This is a genomic window from Streptomyces sp. NPDC050625 (assembly GCF_040654755.1).
In the GTDB taxonomy this organism is placed as follows: domain Bacteria; phylum Actinomycetota; class Actinomycetes; order Streptomycetales; family Streptomycetaceae; genus Streptomyces.
Genome location: NZ_JBFAIQ010000001.1, coordinates 462,260 through 478,418 on the forward strand (window position 1 = coordinate 462,260; position 16,159 = coordinate 478,418).

The 16,159-nt window shown below is 70.8% G+C and carries 16 protein-coding genes and 1 pseudogene; 15 read left to right on the forward strand and 2 right to left on the reverse strand.

The genetic code is table 11. From position 1 onward, the window contains the following. The first annotated feature begins 25 nt into the window (after window positions 1-25). The 5 genes from AB0I54_RS02175 (at window position 26) to AB0I54_RS02195 (ending at window position 4,962) form a co-directional block, all read left to right on the forward strand. Complete coding sequence (locus AB0I54_RS02175) at window positions 26-1,882, forward strand: hypothetical protein (RefSeq protein ID WP_363293934.1); 1,857 nt, start codon at window positions 26-28, stop codon at window positions 1,880-1,882. Continuing rightward, window positions 1,879-2,169 carry a hypothetical protein gene (locus AB0I54_RS02180; RefSeq protein WP_363293935.1) on the forward strand — a complete coding sequence of 97 codons (291 nt, stop codon included), beginning with the start codon at window positions 1,879-1,881 and terminating at the stop codon, window positions 2,167-2,169. The genes AB0I54_RS02175 and AB0I54_RS02180 overlap by 4 nt, the downstream gene beginning before the upstream one ends. Then, window positions 2,166-2,717 carry a hypothetical protein gene (locus tag AB0I54_RS02185; protein ID WP_363293936.1) on the forward strand — a complete coding sequence of 184 codons (552 nt, stop codon included), beginning with the start codon at window positions 2,166-2,168 and terminating at the stop codon, window positions 2,715-2,717. The genes AB0I54_RS02180 and AB0I54_RS02185 overlap by 4 nt, the downstream gene beginning before the upstream one ends. 49 nt (window positions 2,718-2,766) lie before the next feature. Next, window positions 2,767-4,332 carry an AAA family ATPase gene (locus AB0I54_RS02190; RefSeq protein WP_363293937.1) on the forward strand — a complete coding sequence of 522 codons (1,566 nt, stop codon included), beginning with the start codon at window positions 2,767-2,769 and terminating at the stop codon, window positions 4,330-4,332. Between the two features lie 84 nt (window positions 4,333-4,416). Then, the gene (locus tag AB0I54_RS02195; RefSeq protein WP_363293938.1) at window positions 4,417-4,962 is read left to right on the forward strand and encodes a hypothetical protein; all 546 of its coding nucleotides are present in this window, start codon (window positions 4,417-4,419) and stop codon (window positions 4,960-4,962) included. A 4-nt stretch (window positions 4,963-4,966) separates the two neighbouring features. Here the strand turns inward: AB0I54_RS02195 and AB0I54_RS02200 are convergent, their stop codons facing one another. Beyond that, window positions 4,967-6,322 (reverse strand): M14 family metallopeptidase, encoded by a 1,356-nt coding sequence (locus AB0I54_RS02200; protein WP_363293939.1) that lies wholly within the window; start codon window positions 6,320-6,322, stop codon window positions 4,967-4,969. Window positions 6,323-6,627: 305 nt separating this feature from the next. Between AB0I54_RS02200 and AB0I54_RS02205 the strand changes: the two are divergent. Then, a pseudogene (locus AB0I54_RS02205) lies at window positions 6,628-6,825 on the forward strand (hypothetical protein); the annotation flags it as partial. A 110-nt stretch (window positions 6,826-6,935) separates the two neighbouring features. After that, window positions 6,936-7,280 carry an ATP-binding protein gene (locus AB0I54_RS02210; protein WP_363293940.1) on the forward strand — a complete coding sequence of 115 codons (345 nt, stop codon included), beginning with the start codon at window positions 6,936-6,938 and terminating at the stop codon, window positions 7,278-7,280. Window positions 7,281-7,353: 73 nt separating this feature from the next. Here the strand turns inward: AB0I54_RS02210 and AB0I54_RS02215 are convergent, their stop codons facing one another. Then, the gene (locus AB0I54_RS02215; protein ID WP_363293941.1) at window positions 7,354-9,051 is read right to left on the reverse strand and encodes a glycoside hydrolase family 18 protein; all 1,698 of its coding nucleotides are present in this window, start codon (window positions 9,049-9,051) and stop codon (window positions 7,354-7,356) included. A 247-nt stretch (window positions 9,052-9,298) separates the two neighbouring features. On the opposite strand from AB0I54_RS02215, the gene AB0I54_RS02220 reads away from it, so the two are divergent. The 8 genes from AB0I54_RS02220 (at window position 9,299) to AB0I54_RS02255 (ending at window position 16,144) form a co-directional block, all read left to right on the forward strand. Next, window positions 9,299-10,159 (forward strand): hypothetical protein, encoded by an 861-nt coding sequence (locus AB0I54_RS02220; RefSeq protein WP_363293942.1) that lies wholly within the window; start codon window positions 9,299-9,301, stop codon window positions 10,157-10,159. Between the two features lie 67 nt (window positions 10,160-10,226). Further along, the gene (gene cpaB / locus AB0I54_RS02225; protein ID WP_363293943.1) at window positions 10,227-10,928 is read left to right on the forward strand and encodes a Flp pilus assembly protein CpaB; all 702 of its coding nucleotides are present in this window, start codon (window positions 10,227-10,229) and stop codon (window positions 10,926-10,928) included. Between the two features lie 12 nt (window positions 10,929-10,940). After that, a complete protein-coding gene (locus tag AB0I54_RS02230) occupies window positions 10,941-12,185 on the forward strand; it encodes an AAA family ATPase (RefSeq protein WP_363293944.1) in 1,245 nt (414 codons plus the stop codon). Between the two features lie 4 nt (window positions 12,186-12,189). Further along, window positions 12,190-12,567 (forward strand): TadE/TadG family type IV pilus assembly protein, encoded by a 378-nt coding sequence (locus AB0I54_RS02235; protein ID WP_363293945.1) that lies wholly within the window; start codon window positions 12,190-12,192, stop codon window positions 12,565-12,567. Window position 12,568: 1 nt separating this feature from the next. After that, window positions 12,569-12,919 carry a TadE/TadG family type IV pilus assembly protein gene (locus tag AB0I54_RS02240; protein ID WP_363293946.1) on the forward strand — a complete coding sequence of 117 codons (351 nt, stop codon included), beginning with the start codon at window positions 12,569-12,571 and terminating at the stop codon, window positions 12,917-12,919. A gap of 24 nt (window positions 12,920-12,943) precedes the next feature. Further along, window positions 12,944-14,281 carry a CpaF family protein gene (locus AB0I54_RS02245; RefSeq protein ID WP_363293947.1) on the forward strand — a complete coding sequence of 446 codons (1,338 nt, stop codon included), beginning with the start codon at window positions 12,944-12,946 and terminating at the stop codon, window positions 14,279-14,281. A gap of 11 nt (window positions 14,282-14,292) precedes the next feature. After that, window positions 14,293-15,237 (forward strand): type II secretion system F family protein, encoded by a 945-nt coding sequence (locus AB0I54_RS02250; protein ID WP_363293948.1) that lies wholly within the window; start codon window positions 14,293-14,295, stop codon window positions 15,235-15,237. Window positions 15,238-15,256: 19 nt separating this feature from the next. After that, window positions 15,257-16,144, forward strand: coding sequence for a DUF5936 domain-containing protein (locus AB0I54_RS02255; RefSeq protein ID WP_363294355.1), 888 nt, complete (start codon window positions 15,257-15,259; stop codon window positions 16,142-16,144). The last annotated feature ends 15 nt before the right edge of the window (window positions 16,145-16,159 follow it).

The following is a 16,159-nucleotide window of genomic DNA, read 5'->3' on the forward strand; positions in this document are numbered from 1 at the left end:
CGCAGCACGTGAACGGAGTTCCCGCATGTCCGAGGTCGACCTCGCCCTGCACCGCAAGGTGCAGGAAGTCAGCAACCTCGTCATCAGGCTCAGCGAACAGGTCGGTTCGGTGTCCGGCCAGGTCTCCACGGTCGAGTCCAACCAGCAGCAGACGCGTACCGAGCTCCAGCAGCTGCGGGACGAGTTCCTGGCCTTCGTGAGACAGGCCGAGTCCACGGCGAACGTGCAGCGCGCCGAGACCCGGATCGGGGCCATCGAGGACAAGATCGACCACGAGTTCGGCCATCACAAGACGGTCCGGCGCACCGCGGTCGGCATGCTCCAGGCCTTCGACGTCGGCCTGGTCTCCGAGGAGAACGTCCGGATGGTCAGCGACCAGCTGATGATCCAGACGCCCCGCTACTGGCTGGCGCCCGCCCTGGTCGCGCTCGCCTCCTGGTCGGCCGACGACCGGCAGCTGTGCGACCGCGCCGTCGACGAGGCGTTCCGCCGCTCGCCCGACCGCACCTCGCTGTTCTTCGCGCTCGTCCTGCGCCGCCAGGGCCGGTCCGAGTCGGCGGTGCGCTGGCTGCGGCACTATCTGCTGGCCCAGGACCCGGCCGCCCTCGGGCGTGAGTTCGCCGTCATCCTGGAGGCCATCGCGCAGGGCGCCTTCGGACTCGTCGGCCGTGATCTGCTCGACCGCACCCTCGCCGAGTGGCGCGCCCAGCTGATGGACAGCGCGGACGCGCAGGCCCGGCAGATCAAGCGGTGGCGCGACGAGATCGACACGCTGCGCGCGCCGTCCGCCCAGGGCGAGTTCCCGCGGCTGGCCGCCGTCTCGCCGCAGTGGGTCACCCTCGACGGCGTGCTGTCCGCCGCGCGCGGGCAGACGCCCCTCCTGGACAAGTACAAGGCCATCCTGGAGCGGGAGTTCGAGCCGTCCGAGCGCATCGAGGACGCCGTCGACGACATCCTCGACCGGCTGGTCTCCGAGTACGACAACGAGGAGCTGCCGCTCCGCCGCGACCTCGCCTTCAACCAGGCGGTCGTGGACCACGACGGTGACCTCGGCGCCGCCCGGCAGACGGCCGACGCGGACGCCGCCTCGTACGAGGAGACCCTCGACTACCTCACCGTGCAGACCACCGCGGCCCTCAACCCGCAGGCCATCGGCACCTCCCCGGCCACCCAGCGGCTGGCCGTGGCCGCCTGCCACGAGTGGTTCCAGCAGGCGCACGCCGGCCACACCCGCGACTACCGGGCGGCCGTGCCGCAGGATGTGCAGGCCCAGTTCGGCACCGCGCACAGCGTCGGCGCGCAGACCTTCCAGCTGCCGCCGTGGATCGGCTCGTTCACCCAGCCGCTGGCCACCCTGGAGAAGGCGCTGAGCGACCACTGGGACCACTGCACGGGCCCGTTCGTCGACGCGCTCGCCTACCCCTGGCTCAAGAAGGCGGCCCCGCTGATCGCGGTGGTCGCGGGCATCCTGCTGGTCTTCGTCGGCATCTTCCCCGGGTTCGCGTTCGGCGCCGCCGCGATCGTCGGCATCGTCTGGGGCCTGGTCCTGTACAACGGCTCCCAGACCGCCAAGCGCAACCAGGACGCGGCGCGTGAGCTGCTGGCCCGCGCCAAGACCGAGTCGCTGCACCACCTGCGGGCAGCGTCCGCCGAGCTGACGGACTGGTACGAGAAGTTCCAGGCCGCCGACCGGATCGAGGCCCGGGTCCGCGAGCTGATCGCCACCCTGCCGACGGCGGGCGGCGGCGCCTCGCCGTTCGAGGGCCGCACCGTACGCAAGGAGCCCGAGGCCAAGACGTCCGAGGCCAAGGAGCCCGAGGCCAAGACGTCCGAGGTCAAGGAGCCCGTGACCAAGGCGCCCGAGGAGGACACCGTCCGATGAGCACCCCGCCCCCCGCCGCCCAGCCCGACCCCACCCCACCGCCGCCGTACAGACCGCCGGCCGATTCGCCCTGGGCGGCGACCGCCCCCCAGCCGGAGGCTCCGGCCTCCCCGTGGGCCGCCTCCGCCGACGGCGCACGAGCCCAGAACTCCCCCTGGGCCGCCCAGCGCCGTCCGCAGCAGGAGCGGGTCACCAGCAGGCTCCGGCGGGTCGTCGAGGGGCTGCCCGACTGGGAGCCGCTGCCGCCCGGCGAGACCGTCGTGCGCCGGCCGGGCAGCACATCGTGAGCGGGCTGTGGGGCGACGGCGGCGCCTACCAGGCCTGGGTCGGCTTCCTGCGCCGCTGGGCCGCCCTGGAACCCGCCGACCCGGCCACGCTGCCCGCGCTCTTCCAGGAGCAGTACGACGCCGACACCTGGGTGCGCCTCACCGAGCACCTCACGACCGCCCTGGACACCCGGCTCGGCACTTGGGCCGAGTCCCTCGTCCGCGCACTGGACCAGGCCCGGGACGAGTTCTCGTACGGCCGTGAGCTCGCCCAGGCCCGCACCGGTCTGCACACCGTCCGCGCCCTGGCGGCCCACCCCGGCCTGCCCGAGTCCCTGCGCACCCGGCTCACCGAGCTGGTGGACCGCCAGATCCCGCAGGTTCAGGCCCAGTTGGAGCAGAACCTGGACCACGAGGCCCGGCGCGGCGCGGACCCGAGGACCGTCGAGCGCCGCCGCCGCACCCTGCGGGACAACGCGCTGACCGGAGCCCTCACCGTGCGGACGACCCAGGACGGCTGGGCGTACGACCCGGCGGCACCGTCGCGACGGCGCATCGTGCCCGGGTGAGCGGCCCCGCCGCCCCGCCGCCCGCAATCCACCCTCCGAGAAGGCCCGAATGTCGAACTACGCCGAGAGCCTCAGCCACCTCGACAGCTATATCTCCGCCCGCGTCCCGGTCATCGCGATGCGTACCATCGAGCAGCAGCGCGCCCTGAGGCTGCTGCGCGAGGCGGCGACCCAGTCCCGGCGCAGCAGCATGCCGTTCTGGATCTACACCCGGGCCACCGGCCTGCGCGACCTGCGCACCAACGCGCCCGTGCAGGACGACCGTTCGCTCACCGGCGCCATGGACTTCGCCGCGGCCCAGTTCGGCAGCCGCGCCAACGCCACCGTCGTCTTCGTCGACCCGGACGAGCTGGAGTCGGACACCCCGGTCACCCGGCACTTCGCCGAGCTGGCGCGGCTGGCCGACAGCAACATGGGCAGCATCGTGCTGATCACGGACACACCGATCTGGAGCGGTCTGCAGCGCCTCGGCATGAGCCTGCGTCTCGACCTGCCCGACTCCGAGGAGATGTACGGCATCCTCAGCGGCTTTCTGGGTGATCACCACGGCCACATCCCCATCGAGTGGACCGAGGAGGACGCCCGCCGTGCCGCGGAGTTCCTGAGCGGGGTCACCGAGGCGGAGTGCGTCAACCTGATGGCGACCATCGCCGCCAAGGGCTCCATCCGGCGCGACGACGTCCTCGGCCTCGCCCAGGCCAAGGACCGCATCTTCAGCGACCTCACCGGCCTGGAGCGGGTGCAGCTCAAGCAGAGCGACTACGCCATCGGCGGGCTGAGCGGTCTGCGCACCTGGCTGGAGCGCAAGCACGACATGATCTCCCGCGACCTCAGGCACACCGCCCTGCGGCCGCCGCGCGGAGTGCTGCTGGTCGGCGTGCCCGGCTGTGGCAAGTCCCTGTCCGCCAAGGCCATCGCCCACGACTGGAAACTCCCGCTGTACCGGCTCGACATGGCCAGCATCCACGGCAAGTACCTCGGTGAGTCCGAGGGCCGCTTCCGGGAGGCGCTCGCCATGGCCGACCGGGTGGCGCCCTGCGTCCTGTGGATCGACGAGATCGAGAAGGGCCTGGCCGGCCGCGACGACATGTCCGGAGTGCCGCAGCGCATCATCGGCCAGTTCCTCTACTGGCTCCAGGAGTCCCAGTCCCGCGCCTTCGTCGTGGCCACCGCCAACGACATCCGCAGCCTGCCGCCCGAACTCCTGCGCAAGGGCCGCTTCGACGAGCTGTTCTTCGTCGACCTGCCCGACGCCCAGGACCGCAAGGAGATCATCCGCATCTACCACCGGCGCTATCTCCAGGCCGATCTCGACCCCGACCGGCTGGACCGGCTCGTCGACCTCTCCGAGGGCTTCGCCGGCTCGGACATCGAGGCCGCGCTGCACGACGTGGGCGAGGAGGCGGTGCGCCGGGGCGGAGTGGGCCAGCTGAAGGACTCGTATGTGATGGACACCTTCGCGCAGGTACGCCCGCTCAGCGTCAGCAATCCCGAGCAGATCGAGGAGATCCGCGCCTGGGGCCGCGAGCGCGCGGTGCCGGCCGGCCGGGCCGCGGTGACACCGGTGCCGGGTGACGGGGGACGGACGCGGCGGATCGTGTTCATGGACGAGTAGGGCCGAGGACGAGCAATCGGGGTGAACCCGGGTGAAGGGTGGTCCGGCTGGTTCCGGCACAGGTATGTCGTCCATACTGCCGCCGTGGAGCAGCGCATAGGATCGAGCAGCAAGCCCCTGAAGGGCGCCGGATTCGACCCGGCCTTCATCCCCGGGCTCACCTCCCCAGTGTCCGCGGAGCCGGAGGACGCCGAGCCGGAGACGGACGAGGCGGAGGCCGAGGCGGCCGAGGCGGCGGTGTCGGACGAGGACGCGGCATCGGTGGAGGACGCGGACGCCGGGGCAGCGGAGAAGAGCGAGGACGCCGAGGAATCGGCGGAGTCGGAGGAGCCGGAGGAGTCGGAGACCCCGGAGGGTCCCGTCTTCGAGGCCGCCGACCGTCGCGCCAAGATAGTGGCCGACCGCAAGGGCGTCCGCCTCACCCTCGACGAGGAGTCCTGCGAGTTCCGCTGGGACGAGATCGGCGCGGTCGAGACGGAGGCCCCCCGCTTCGGCAAGCGCTTCACCGTCACGGTGCACACCCCTGACCGCCGCTGGTACCCGATCGAGATCGAGGCGACGGCCAGGAGTCGCTTCACGGAGTGGGAGGAGCAGCTGGACGCGGTGCTGGACGCCTACTTCGAGGAGTGACCGGCTAACCGCAGTACTGGGCTTCCTTCCCGATCGACCGGTACATGCAGTCCGCGTTCTCCAGCAGCTGGAACACCGCGTCGCGGTTCCGGGAGGTCTCCCGCTCGATCACCTCGTCGGGCGGGTAGAACCCCCCGTTCCAGGCGGACGTCGGATACATCTCGAAGGTGTAGTCGAAGATCTTGTGCGCACCCCAGAGGTAGTCGTCGATCGACCCGTCGGTGATGTACAGGTCGCTCGCCTGCTCCGGCGTGTACCCGTTGCTGGCCGCCATCTTCTGCCCCACGGCCTTGAACGCGGCGGCGTCGTCGGCGGTCATCCCGGTGTCCGTGTCGGAGTAGGTGTAGCCGTACGGCCACAGCACCAGCTCGCTGTACGTGTGGAAGTCGATGCCCGCCTTGATCTGCTGCTTCCCGCCGACGACCCGGCCGCGCACGAAGTCGGAGACGACCTTCACCTCGGGCGCGGACTCCGCCGCGGAGCCCCGGTAGGTCTCGGAGGACTTGGAGCCCGAGGACCCGCCGCAGCAGCCCCACTTGTAGTTCCAGTTGCGGTTGAGGTCCGTGCCGACGTACGACGACCCGCTGTTGGGCTGCCGGTTCTTGCGCCACGAGCGGTAGGACCCGGTGGCGATGTCGTACTCGCCGCCGTCCGGGTTCAGGTCCGGCACGATCCAGATCTCCCGGCTGTTGACGATGCCCGTGACCCGTGAGTCGGTGCCGTACCCGGCTCCCAGCTCGCGCAGCAGATACAGGGCCATCTCGACGGTGAGGTGCTCGCGGGCGTGCTGGTGGAAGGTGAGGAGTACCTCGGGTTCGTTCTCGTCCGTGGCCACGTTGTCGCTGACCTTGATGGCGACGATGTCCCGGCCCTGGTACGACTTGCCGATCACCCGCCTGCTCATGATGGTCGGGTAGGCGGCGAGCCGCTGGTCGATCTCCGTGTTCGTCTCGGCGTAGTTGTGGTACTTCGAGTCGGCCGAGGGGAAGTCGAACAGCCGCAGCTCGTCGGCGGGGCTCGACCGGTCGGGGGCGGCGCCCAACGGCGTGACGTCGTATCCGAGTTGCCTCAGCTTGCGGATCTGGGCGGCGCGTCCGGAGACGACCACGGTCTCCTCGTCCGCCTCGTCCACGGTGACGCCGGTCCGCTGGATGGCCGTGCGGGTCACGGGGTTGGTGCCCTGGTGGATCTCGTACTGCCGGACGTCGTCGGCGGAGGGTGCCGCCCTGCGGGCGCTGTCGGCGGTGGCGTGCGTGGCCGTCGTCGACACGGGTGCCGCCAGTGCGAGGGCCAGCAGGGCGCCGAGGGCGGCGGTCCATCTGCTGCCGCGGGCGCCTGAGCCGCGTGTGCGAAGTCGCATGAATTCTCCTTGGGTCTCCAGGAATTCCGGGGTCGCCGGATGTGGGGTGGAGCGGAGCTGGGGGGTGCTTCAGTGCGACGAGCAAGGTGCGGATGCCGTGCGTGGGTGGCGCTCATGGTGAAGCGTTGGCATGACCAGGTCAAGAGCAGTTCAAGCGGTATCGGCCCAAACCGGCCGGGCAGTGTACGCGCGCGCCGACCGACCGGAGTGTCCCCGGTCAAAGAGCACTCGTTGGCGTGATGAGCGCGCGCGGACCCGCGCACCCACCGGAGAAGAGTGGGGGGTCCGGCCAAGAGGAGGGCCGGCTGATCACGGGCGGATCAGCGCCACGACGCGACTCCCGTCGGCCGGTCGGGACGACCAGCTTCGTCGACCGGCGGGACGAGCAGGCGCGGGGCCGTGAACTGCCGGCCAGGACGCGTCCGGTCACGCTCACCGGTCCCGGCGGCGTCGGCAGGACCCGCCTCGCCGGACGGATGGCGGCCCGCGTCGAGCGAGCCTTCCGGACCCCGGCCCTCAGTACGCCGCGTATCCGCAGCCGCCCATACGGGCCGGTCATCTGAGCGTCGAGTGCGACCCCGTTCCCTCGGCGGCCCACGAGGCGCGCACGGTCGTGCGCAGGCAGCTGGAGGAGTGGGGGCTCGCGGAGCGGGACGAGGTCGTCGACGTGGCCGAACTCCTGGTCAGCGAGCTGGCCACCAACGCCCTGCGGCACGCGGCGAGCCCTTTCCGGCTGACCCTCCTGGCCTCCCACGGCGTCCTGCGCTGCGAGGTCGCCGACACCGACCACCGCGCACCCGAGGTACTCGACGCGGGCATCACGGAGAGCGGCCGGGGCATGACTTTGGTGCACGCCCTCGCCCGCCGCTGGGGCTGCCACCGCGAAGGCCCGGGCGAAACGGTCTGGTTCGAACTCGGCACCTGCGACTGCGACGGCTGCGACCGGCGACAGCCGTAGCCCCGAAAAGCCCGGACCCCCGGCGGCCGGAGTGGCCGCCGGGGGTCCTGGTCCTGCCGCCTTCCGGTCGCTCCTACGGCAGCGCGTGCACGTGCGGGGCCACCGAGTTCGACCAGGCGTTGCCCGCGGACGCGTCCCAGTTCGTCGACCAGGTCATCGCGCCCCGTAGGCCGGGGTAGGTCTTCGACGGCTTGAAGGTGCCGCAGGCCGTGGCCTTGGTCAGGCAGTCAAGGGCGTTGTTCACCACGGTCGGGGAGACGTAGCCGCTGCCCGCCGCGCTCGTCGAAGCCGGCAGGCCGAGGCCGACCTGGGACGGGGACAGGCCGCCCTCCAGCTGGATGCAGGCCAGGGCGGTGAGGAAGTCCACGGAGCCCTGGGAGTAGACCTTGCCGTCGCAGCCCAGCATCGAACCGCTGTTGTAGTACTGCATGTTGACGACCGTGAGGATGTCCTTGAGGTTCAGGGCCGTCTGGAAGTAGGAGTTCGAGGTCGACTGCATGTCGATCGTCTGCGGGGCCATCGTCAGGATCAGGGACGAGCCCGCCTTCGCCGACAGCGCACGCAGCGCCTGCGTCATGTACGTCGTGTTGAGGCCGTTCTCCAGGTCGATGTCGACGCCGTCGAAGCCGTACGTCTGCATCAGCGAGTAGACCGAGTTCGCGAAGTTCGCCGCCGACGTCGGGTCGCTCACCGACACCGTGCCGTTCTGGCCGCCGACCGAGACGATGACCTTCTTCCCGGCCGCCTGCTTCGCCTTGATGTCCGCCTTGAACTGGTCGACGGTGTATCCGCCGAGACCGGCCGAGTCCAGGTTGAAGGTCACGGCGCCCGGCGTCGAGGTCGCGTCCGCGAAGGCCACCGCGATGATGTCGTACGACGAGGGCACGTCGGAGATCTTCTGGACCTTCGCCCCGTTGTTGAAGTTCTGCCAGTAGCCGGTCACCGCGTGCTTGGGCAGGTCGCCCCCGCCTCCGCCCCCGGTCGCCGCCGTCGTCCCCGTCACCGCCGCCGACTTCGGTGACTCGCCAGCCGAGTTGGTCGCGGTGACCTGGAAGGAGTACGACGTCGACGCGGCCAGACCGGTCACCGTCGCCGAGGTGCCGGACACCGCCGTCACCTTCGTGCCGTCGCGGTAGACGTTGTAGCCCGTCGCGCCCGACACCGCGTTCCAGGACAGCGAGACCGACGAGGAGGTCGTACCGGACACGGCCAGGCCGGCCGGTGCGCCCGGCACCGTCGGGGCCGGGTCGCCGCCTCCGCCGCCGTCGGGGCCGTACACCGACACGTCGTCGGCGTAGTACGCGGGCTGGCCGTACCAGCCGTGCGTGTACACCGTGACCGACGTCGTCGACGCACCCGTCGTGAACGAGGTCGACAGCTGCTTCCACGACGTGGAGTCGGGGGTCCACGTCGACACGTCCGTCGTGCCCGTACCGGTCACGCCCAGGTATGCGTAGCCGCCCTGCAGCCACGCGCTCAGCGTGTACGACGAGTTGGGCTTCACCGCCACCGTCTGGGAGCACTGGGCGTAGTCCTGCCCGGCCGGTGTCGCCTTCAGCGCGGCCGTGCCGGAGTGGGCGGGGGAGGAGACCGTCGTACCGCTGCTCGCGGAGCAGGTCCAGTTGCTCAGGGCCGACTCGAAGCCGGCGTTCTTGACGTTGTTCACATCCGCGGCGGATGCCGGACTCCCGGACATCCCCGCCAGTGCCACCGCCGTCGAGAGGGCGGCGACCGCCGACCAGGTTCGTGTGCGTCGTCTCTGTCTGGGCATGACAACAAGTTGGTCCAGACCAATCCGCCTGTCAATAGGTCCAGACCAAATGAAGTACCCGCCCGATGCTCAACCTGTCCTGATTTGACGGCTCTTGCGCACACACGGATCCCGACCGGCTACCCAAACGCTGTTCTCCGGTCACGGAGCCGTGGATACAGTGCTGAGGTAGTCACGCAATGAAGTCGTCCCGGCGCATTGGAGTAACACCGGTGGGCCGACGGGTGGGAAGAGCGGGGAGCTGCGCGTGCCAACTGCCATTGCCGTGACGAGCGCCGACCTGGCGCTGCCGCCGCAGGACGAACGGACCGTGCCCGCCGTCGTGCTGAGGGACATCGACAAGCGGCCGCTGGAGCATGCGCTCGCCGAACTCCAGGGGCTCGTCGAACAGCACGGGCATGTGATCGTCGTGTGCTCGCAGGCCGTACCGGCCGCCGTGACACAGCGGCTGCACACCCTGCGCTCGCTCATGGAGAGCGACCGCATAGCCCTGTTCCGGCCCGAGCTGCCACCGCTCGGGATCGCCGTCCTGGCCCGCCAGTTGAGACAGCTCGCCTCCTGCGACCTCAGCGCCGGCGTCCTCGCCTCCGCGGGACGGCTGCTCACCCACTACATCCACTCCGGCGCGGTCCTCGGCTCCGTGGCCAGGCTCGACCGCGTCCCCGTGAGCCTGAAGGCGCACGCCAAGTCCTGGGTGCCCGGCAGCCAGTTCGCCGTCCTCGCCCATCCCGAGCCGCAGCTCGTCCGGATCGGGCCCGACGCCACCCTGGCCGGTCCCGAGTTCGCCACCTGGATGCTCGTCGCCAAGGGCCAGTTGCAGTCCGAGTGGACCGGCACCCTCTCCAAGGCCTGGAGCGTGCACGGGCTGCGCGAGACCCCGCTGCCAGCCGAGTCCGCCCACTGGTGGGGCACGAGCCGGGTCGTCGAGTTCTGCAGCTACCTCGCCGACCTCTCCGTCCTCTACCAACTGGTCACCTCCGTACGCCAGAACAGCTGCCACTGGTGCGGCATCGACGTCATCGGCGACCGCTGCGTCTTCTGCTCGGCCACCCCGCCCGGCCATGAACCACCCGCTCCACGGGCCCTGGAGCAACGAACGCCCGCCTGACCTGCCCGGCCCGCTCAGTCCCCTTCGATCCCGCACGACCGATTCCCCCAATGAGGTTGCACGGTTCATGAACTCCCGTCAGCGCCGCGGCGTGATACTCCTGATCCTGTCGGTGCTCTGCGCCCTCGGCGCGTTCGCCGGCGTGCTCTCCGTCATCGACGACGTGAAGTCCAAGGTCGGCCCCGAGGTCACCGCGTACCGGCTCAGGTCCGACGTGGCGCCGTACACGACGCTGAACACGGGCCAGTTCGAGAAGATCAAGATGCCCGAGCGGTGGCTGTCGGCCAACGCGGTCACGAGCCTGCGCCAGATCGACGGCAAGATCGCCGTGACCACCCTGCGCAAGGGCTCCCTGCTGCAGACCGACATGATCGTCGAACAGCCCGCGCTGCAGGCGGGCCAGCAGGAGGTCGCCATCATGATCGATGCGGCCACCGGCGTCGCCGGCAAGATCACCCCGGGCTCCCGGGTCAACGTCTACGCCACCTTCGAGGGCAAGAAGCAGGGCGACCCCGACCAGTCCAAGATCATCGTGACGAACGCCCGGGTGCTCGACGTCGGCAAGCTCACCTCCCTGGAGCCCGACAACAAGAACCAGCAGCCCACCGACGCCGTCCCGATCACCTTCGCGCTGTCCACCATCGACGCCCAGCGCATCACCTACGCCGAGTCGTTCGCCCAGCGGGTGCGGCTCGCGCTGGTGGCACCCGGCAGCGCGACCACCGTCCCGGACAAGGACCGCACGTACGAACTCGCGACGGACAAGTGAGAGGCGGCCCGCATGCCCACCAGGATCCTCCCGGCCGTCTCGGACCCGGACGCGGTCCGCTCGCTCACGACCCTGCTCAGCCAGCTGCCCGACGCCGAACCGCTCGTCCCGGTGACGGACTCCACCCAGCTGATCGACACCCTCGCGCGCCTCGCCGCCGAGTCCGTCGACGAACTGCCCGAGGTCGTCGTCGTGCACGAGCGCATCGGCCCGGTCCCCGCACTGGAGCTGATCCGCGAAGTCGCCCTGCGCTTCCCGGCCGTCGGCGTCATCCTCGTCACCACGGACGTCAGTTCCGGACTCTTCTCCGCGGCCATGGACTCCGGCGCCCGCGGCCTGGTCGGCCTCCCGCTCAACTACGAGGAGCTGGCCAGCCGCGTCCATGCCGTCGCCCAGTGGTCCAACGGCGTACGACGCCATCTCGGACACGGCGCCGACGTGTTCTCCGGCGTCGGCGGTACGGTCGTCACGGTCAGCGGCGCCAAGGGCGGCGTCGGCGCCACCCTCACCGCCATCCAGCTGGCCCTGGCCGCCCAGGCTTCCGGCCGCGCCACCGCCCTGATCGACATGGACCTCCAGGCCGGCGACGTCGCCTCCTTCCTCGACGTCCAGTTCCGCCGCTCGGTCGTCGACCTCGCCGCCATCACCGACATCTCGCCGCGCGTCCTCGCCGACGCCGTCTTCCGCCACGACACGGGCCTTGCCCTGCTCCTCGCCCCCGGCGACGGCGAACGCGGCGAGGAGGTCACCGAGCGCGCCGCCCGCCAGATCGTCGGCGCCGTGCGCTCCCGCTACGAGGTCGTCGTCGTCGACTGCGGCGCCCAGCTCAGCGGGGCCAGCGCCGCAGCCGTCGAGATGGCCGACACGGCACTGCTGGTGACCACCCCCGACGTGGTCGCGGTACGCGCCGCCAAGCGCACCGTGCGCATGTGGGACCGGCTGCAGATCCGCAAGGCCGAGGAGACCACGGTCGTCGTCAACCGCCACAACCGAGGTACGGAGATCCAGCCGCCGCTGGTCCAGCGCATCACCGGCACCGCGCTGGCCGGCACGGCAGTGCCCGCCAACTTCAAGGAACTCCAGAGCGCCGTGGACGCCGGACGCATCCACGAGCTCGACAGCAGGAGCACGGTGAAACAGGCCCTGTGGCGGCTCGCCGGGGAGCTGGGACTCGCGCGTGCGCCCGAAGGCTCCCACCGGGGCGGCCGGATGCGCGGGGACCGGGGGTCGGTGAGTCTGCGGCGCCGGAAGGAGTGAGGGGATGAGACGGCCACGCGGGGACGAGGGACAGGTCAGCATCGAGTTCCTCGGCATGACTCCGCTGATCGTACTGACGCTGGTGCTGATGTGGCAGTGCGTGCTCGTGGGGTACACCTTCACGCTCGCCGGGAATGCTGCCGACGAGGCGGTGCGGGCGGGAACGGCGGCGCCGCGGGGGGAACGCGAAGCCGCCTGCCGGGCCGCGGGGATGAGGCACCTGTCGGCGGCATGGAGGGGGGATGCCACGGTGAACTGCGGCGGGGTCGGCTTTGTGACCGCCGACGTGTACCTCAAGGTCCCTGTCCTGTTCCCGGGCGCGATCGGCTTCCCGGTCACGGTGCACGGCCACGCCGGCGCCGTGGAGGAGGTGAAGGACTGAGATGCCGTACCTCCGCAGGCCGGGGCGACGCGACGGCGGGCAGGTCGCCATCGAGTACCTCGGCTTCATCCCGATCCTGCTGATCGTCGCCCTGGCCGGCATCCAGATCGGAGCCGTCGCCTACGCGGCCGAGCAGGCCGGAACGGCGGCCCACGCGGGGGCGCGTGCCGCCTCCCTGCGACAGGGCGTCGCACAGGCGTGCGCGGACGCGGTCAGCGGCGGCCTCGACGTGCGGTGCGCCTCCTCGGAGGGGGGCGACACCGTCACCGTCACCGCCACCGTCCGTATCCCCAGGATCGTCTGGGACTTCGGCTCCGCCAGCCGGACCGCCACGATGCCGCTCGACCACTGACCAGGAACGAGGAGCACCCCACCCATGAGCCTGCGGGCACGCATCAACTCCCCCGAGGAGCACGGCAGCCGGGGCGAGGACGGCCATCTGGTCGCCTCCTACCGGGCCAAGCTCCTGGAGGAGATCGACCTCGCGGAGATGAGCTCACTGGCCGCCGCCGAGCGCCGGGCCAGGCTGGAGCGGGTGCTCGGGCACATCATCAGCCGCGAGGGCCCGGTCCTGTCGACGGTGGAGCGTGCCCAGCTGATCCGCCGCGTGGTCGACGAGGCGCTGGGCCTCGGCATCCTGGAACCGCTGCTGGAGGACGCGTCCATCACCGAGATCATGGTGAACGGCCCCGACGCGATCTTCGTCGAGCGCGGCGGCCGGGTCGAGCAGCTGCCGCTGCGCTTCGCCTCCCAGGACCAGCTGATGCAGACGATCGAGCGGATCGTCTCGACGGTCAACCGCCGGGTGGACGAGTCCAATCCGATGGTCGACGCCCGCCTCCCGTCCGGCGAGCGCGTCAACGTCATCATCCCGCCGCTGTCCCTCACCGGACCCACCCTCACCATCCGCCGCTTCCCGCGCTCCTACACCCTCCCGGAGCTGATCGAGTTCGGCTCGCTGGACGAGCACATGCTGTTCCTGCTCGCGGGCCTGGTGCAGGCGAAGTTCAACATCATCGTGTCCGGAGCCACCGGCACCGGAAAGACGACCCTGCTCAACGCCCTCTCCGGGCTCATCCCGGCACACGAACGCATCATCACCATCGAGGACTCGGCCGAACTCCAGCTCCAGCAGTCGCACGTCGTCCGCCTGGAGTCACGCCCCCCGAACGTGGAGGGCAAGGGCCAGGTCACCATCCGCGACCTGGTCCGCAACTCCCTGCGCATGCGCCCCGACCGCATCGTCGTCGGCGAGGTCCGCGGCGGGGAGTCCCTGGACATGCTCCAGGCGATGTCGACCGGCCACGACGGCTCCCTGGCCACCGTGCACGCCAACAGCGCCGAGGACGCGCTCACCCGGCTCCAGACCCTCGCCTCGATGTCCGACGTCGAGGTCCCCTTCGTGGCGCTGCACGACCAGATCAACAGCGCCGTCGACGTCATCGTCCAGCTCACCCGCTTCGCCGACGGCGCCCGCCGCATCACCGAGATCGCACTGCTCGACAGCCACGGCGGCGAGCCCTACCGGCTGGCGACGGTCGCCCACTTCCACGCACAGCCCATGACCCCCGACGGCCGTGTCCACGGCGCCTTCCAGCACTTCCCCCTCCCGCGCCGCACCGCCGACCGCCTCTACATGGCCGGCCAGCCGCTGCCCCAGGCCTTCGGCGTCGCCCAGCACGCGGACCAGCTCGCCACCCGAGAAGCCAGGTAGGTAGGCCACCCATGGATCTCCACGACCTCGTCACCCTCACCACCGGTGTCACCCTGCTCACCTGCGTCCTGGCCGTCGTCGGCGTCCACACCTACGCCTCGGGCCGGGCACAGCGCGCCGAGCTCATCGACCGCCTCTCCTACACCGGCCGGCTCCCGGAGACCGGCCGCAGGCGGCGCTTCCGCACCCTCGACCGCCGGCTGCGCCGCACCCGGCCCGGCCGGAAACTGGAACTGCGGCTGGCGGCCACCGGCCTGGACGTCACCCCGGGCGAGTTCTTCGCCTACATGCTCGCCACGGTCGCCGCCCTCTGGCTCATCGGCCAGGCCGCCCTGGCCCCCTTCTTCGGCCCGCTCGCCGGTCTGCTCGGCATCGGGGCGGCGTTCCAGTTCCTCAACTGGCAACGCCAGAAGCGCATCGAGCGCTTCATCAACCAACTCCCCGAACTGGCCCGCATCCTGGCCAACGCCACCCAGGCGGGCCTCGCCCTGCGCACCGCCATCGGCATGGCGGCGGAGGAGCTGGAGGCCCCGGCGGGCGAGGAACTGGCCAAGGTGGCCAACCAGTTGTCGATCGGCCACTCCATGGACGACGCGCTGGGCGAACTCGCGGACCGCCTCCCGTCCCGCGAACTGGTCGTCCTGGTCACCACCCTCGTCCTGTCCAACAAGGCGGGCGGCCAGGTGGTCTCCGCCCTGCGCAACCTCACCGAGACGCTGGAGGAGCGCAAGGAGACCCGGCGCGAGATCCGCACCCAGCTCTCCCAGGTGACCATGACCTCGTACGCCGTCCCAGTCCTCGGTATCGGCGCCCTGTTCCTCATGGACGGCGTCAAGGAAGGCGCCCTGGAACGCATGACCGGCTCACCGATCGGCCAGGCCTGCGTGATCATCGCGTTCGGGCTGTACGCGATCGGCTTCGTCCTCATCCGCCGTATGAGCCGGATCGACGTCTGAGGGGGCTGACGACATGGGAATCGGACTTCTTCTCGCACTGGCCATGGGCCTGAGCGTCTGGGGCGTCTTCGCCGGGATCCGCATGTACCGCGCGGACACCAAACTGCCCGGGGACCTTGCCGTGGCCCTGGAGGTCGGCGCGACCCGCACCGGCGCGGTGGACTCCCTCATCGACCGCATGGGCATGCGCTACGCGCCCGCGGTGCTGCGCCTGATGGGCCCCAGACAGGTCGCCAAGTACCGCCGCAGGATCGACCTCGCGGGCAACCCCGGAGGCCTGACCATCGATCGCTACGCGGCCCGCCGCGCGGTCTACGGCGCACTCGGCGGCGTCGGCTTCCTGGTGATGCTGATGCGCGGCAACTACCTCGTCGCCCTGATCCTGCTCGCCTTCGGCGCGTTCTGGACGGAGGTCGGCATCTGGTCGGCGATCCGGATCCGCCGGGACGTGATCGAGCGGACGCTGCCCGACTTCCTCGACGTGCTCGCGGTGGTCGTCAGCGCCGGCCTCGGCTTCCGCCAGGCGCTGGACCGCGTGGCGTCCCGGTACGAGGGCCCCTGGGCGGACGAACTCCGCATCACGCTGCGCCAGATGGACCTGGGCATGAGCCGCCGCCAGGCCTTCACCGAGCTGCGTCGCCGCAACGACTCCGAGCAGGTCGCCATGTTCGTGACCGCATTGCAGCAGGGCGAGGAGCTGGGCGCGCCGATCGTCGACACCCTCGTCGCCCTGGCCAAGGACATGCGCCGCACGGACGCCCAGAACGCCCGCCGCAAGGCCGCCCGCGCGGTCCCCAGGGCCACGCTGATGATCACCACGTTCATGGTCCCGGCGACCCTGCTGCTGCTCGGCGCCGGTCTGCTGCTGGGTTCCGGGGTGGACTTCGGCTCGGTCACGGGGAAGTAGGCGGGGCGGTGACGG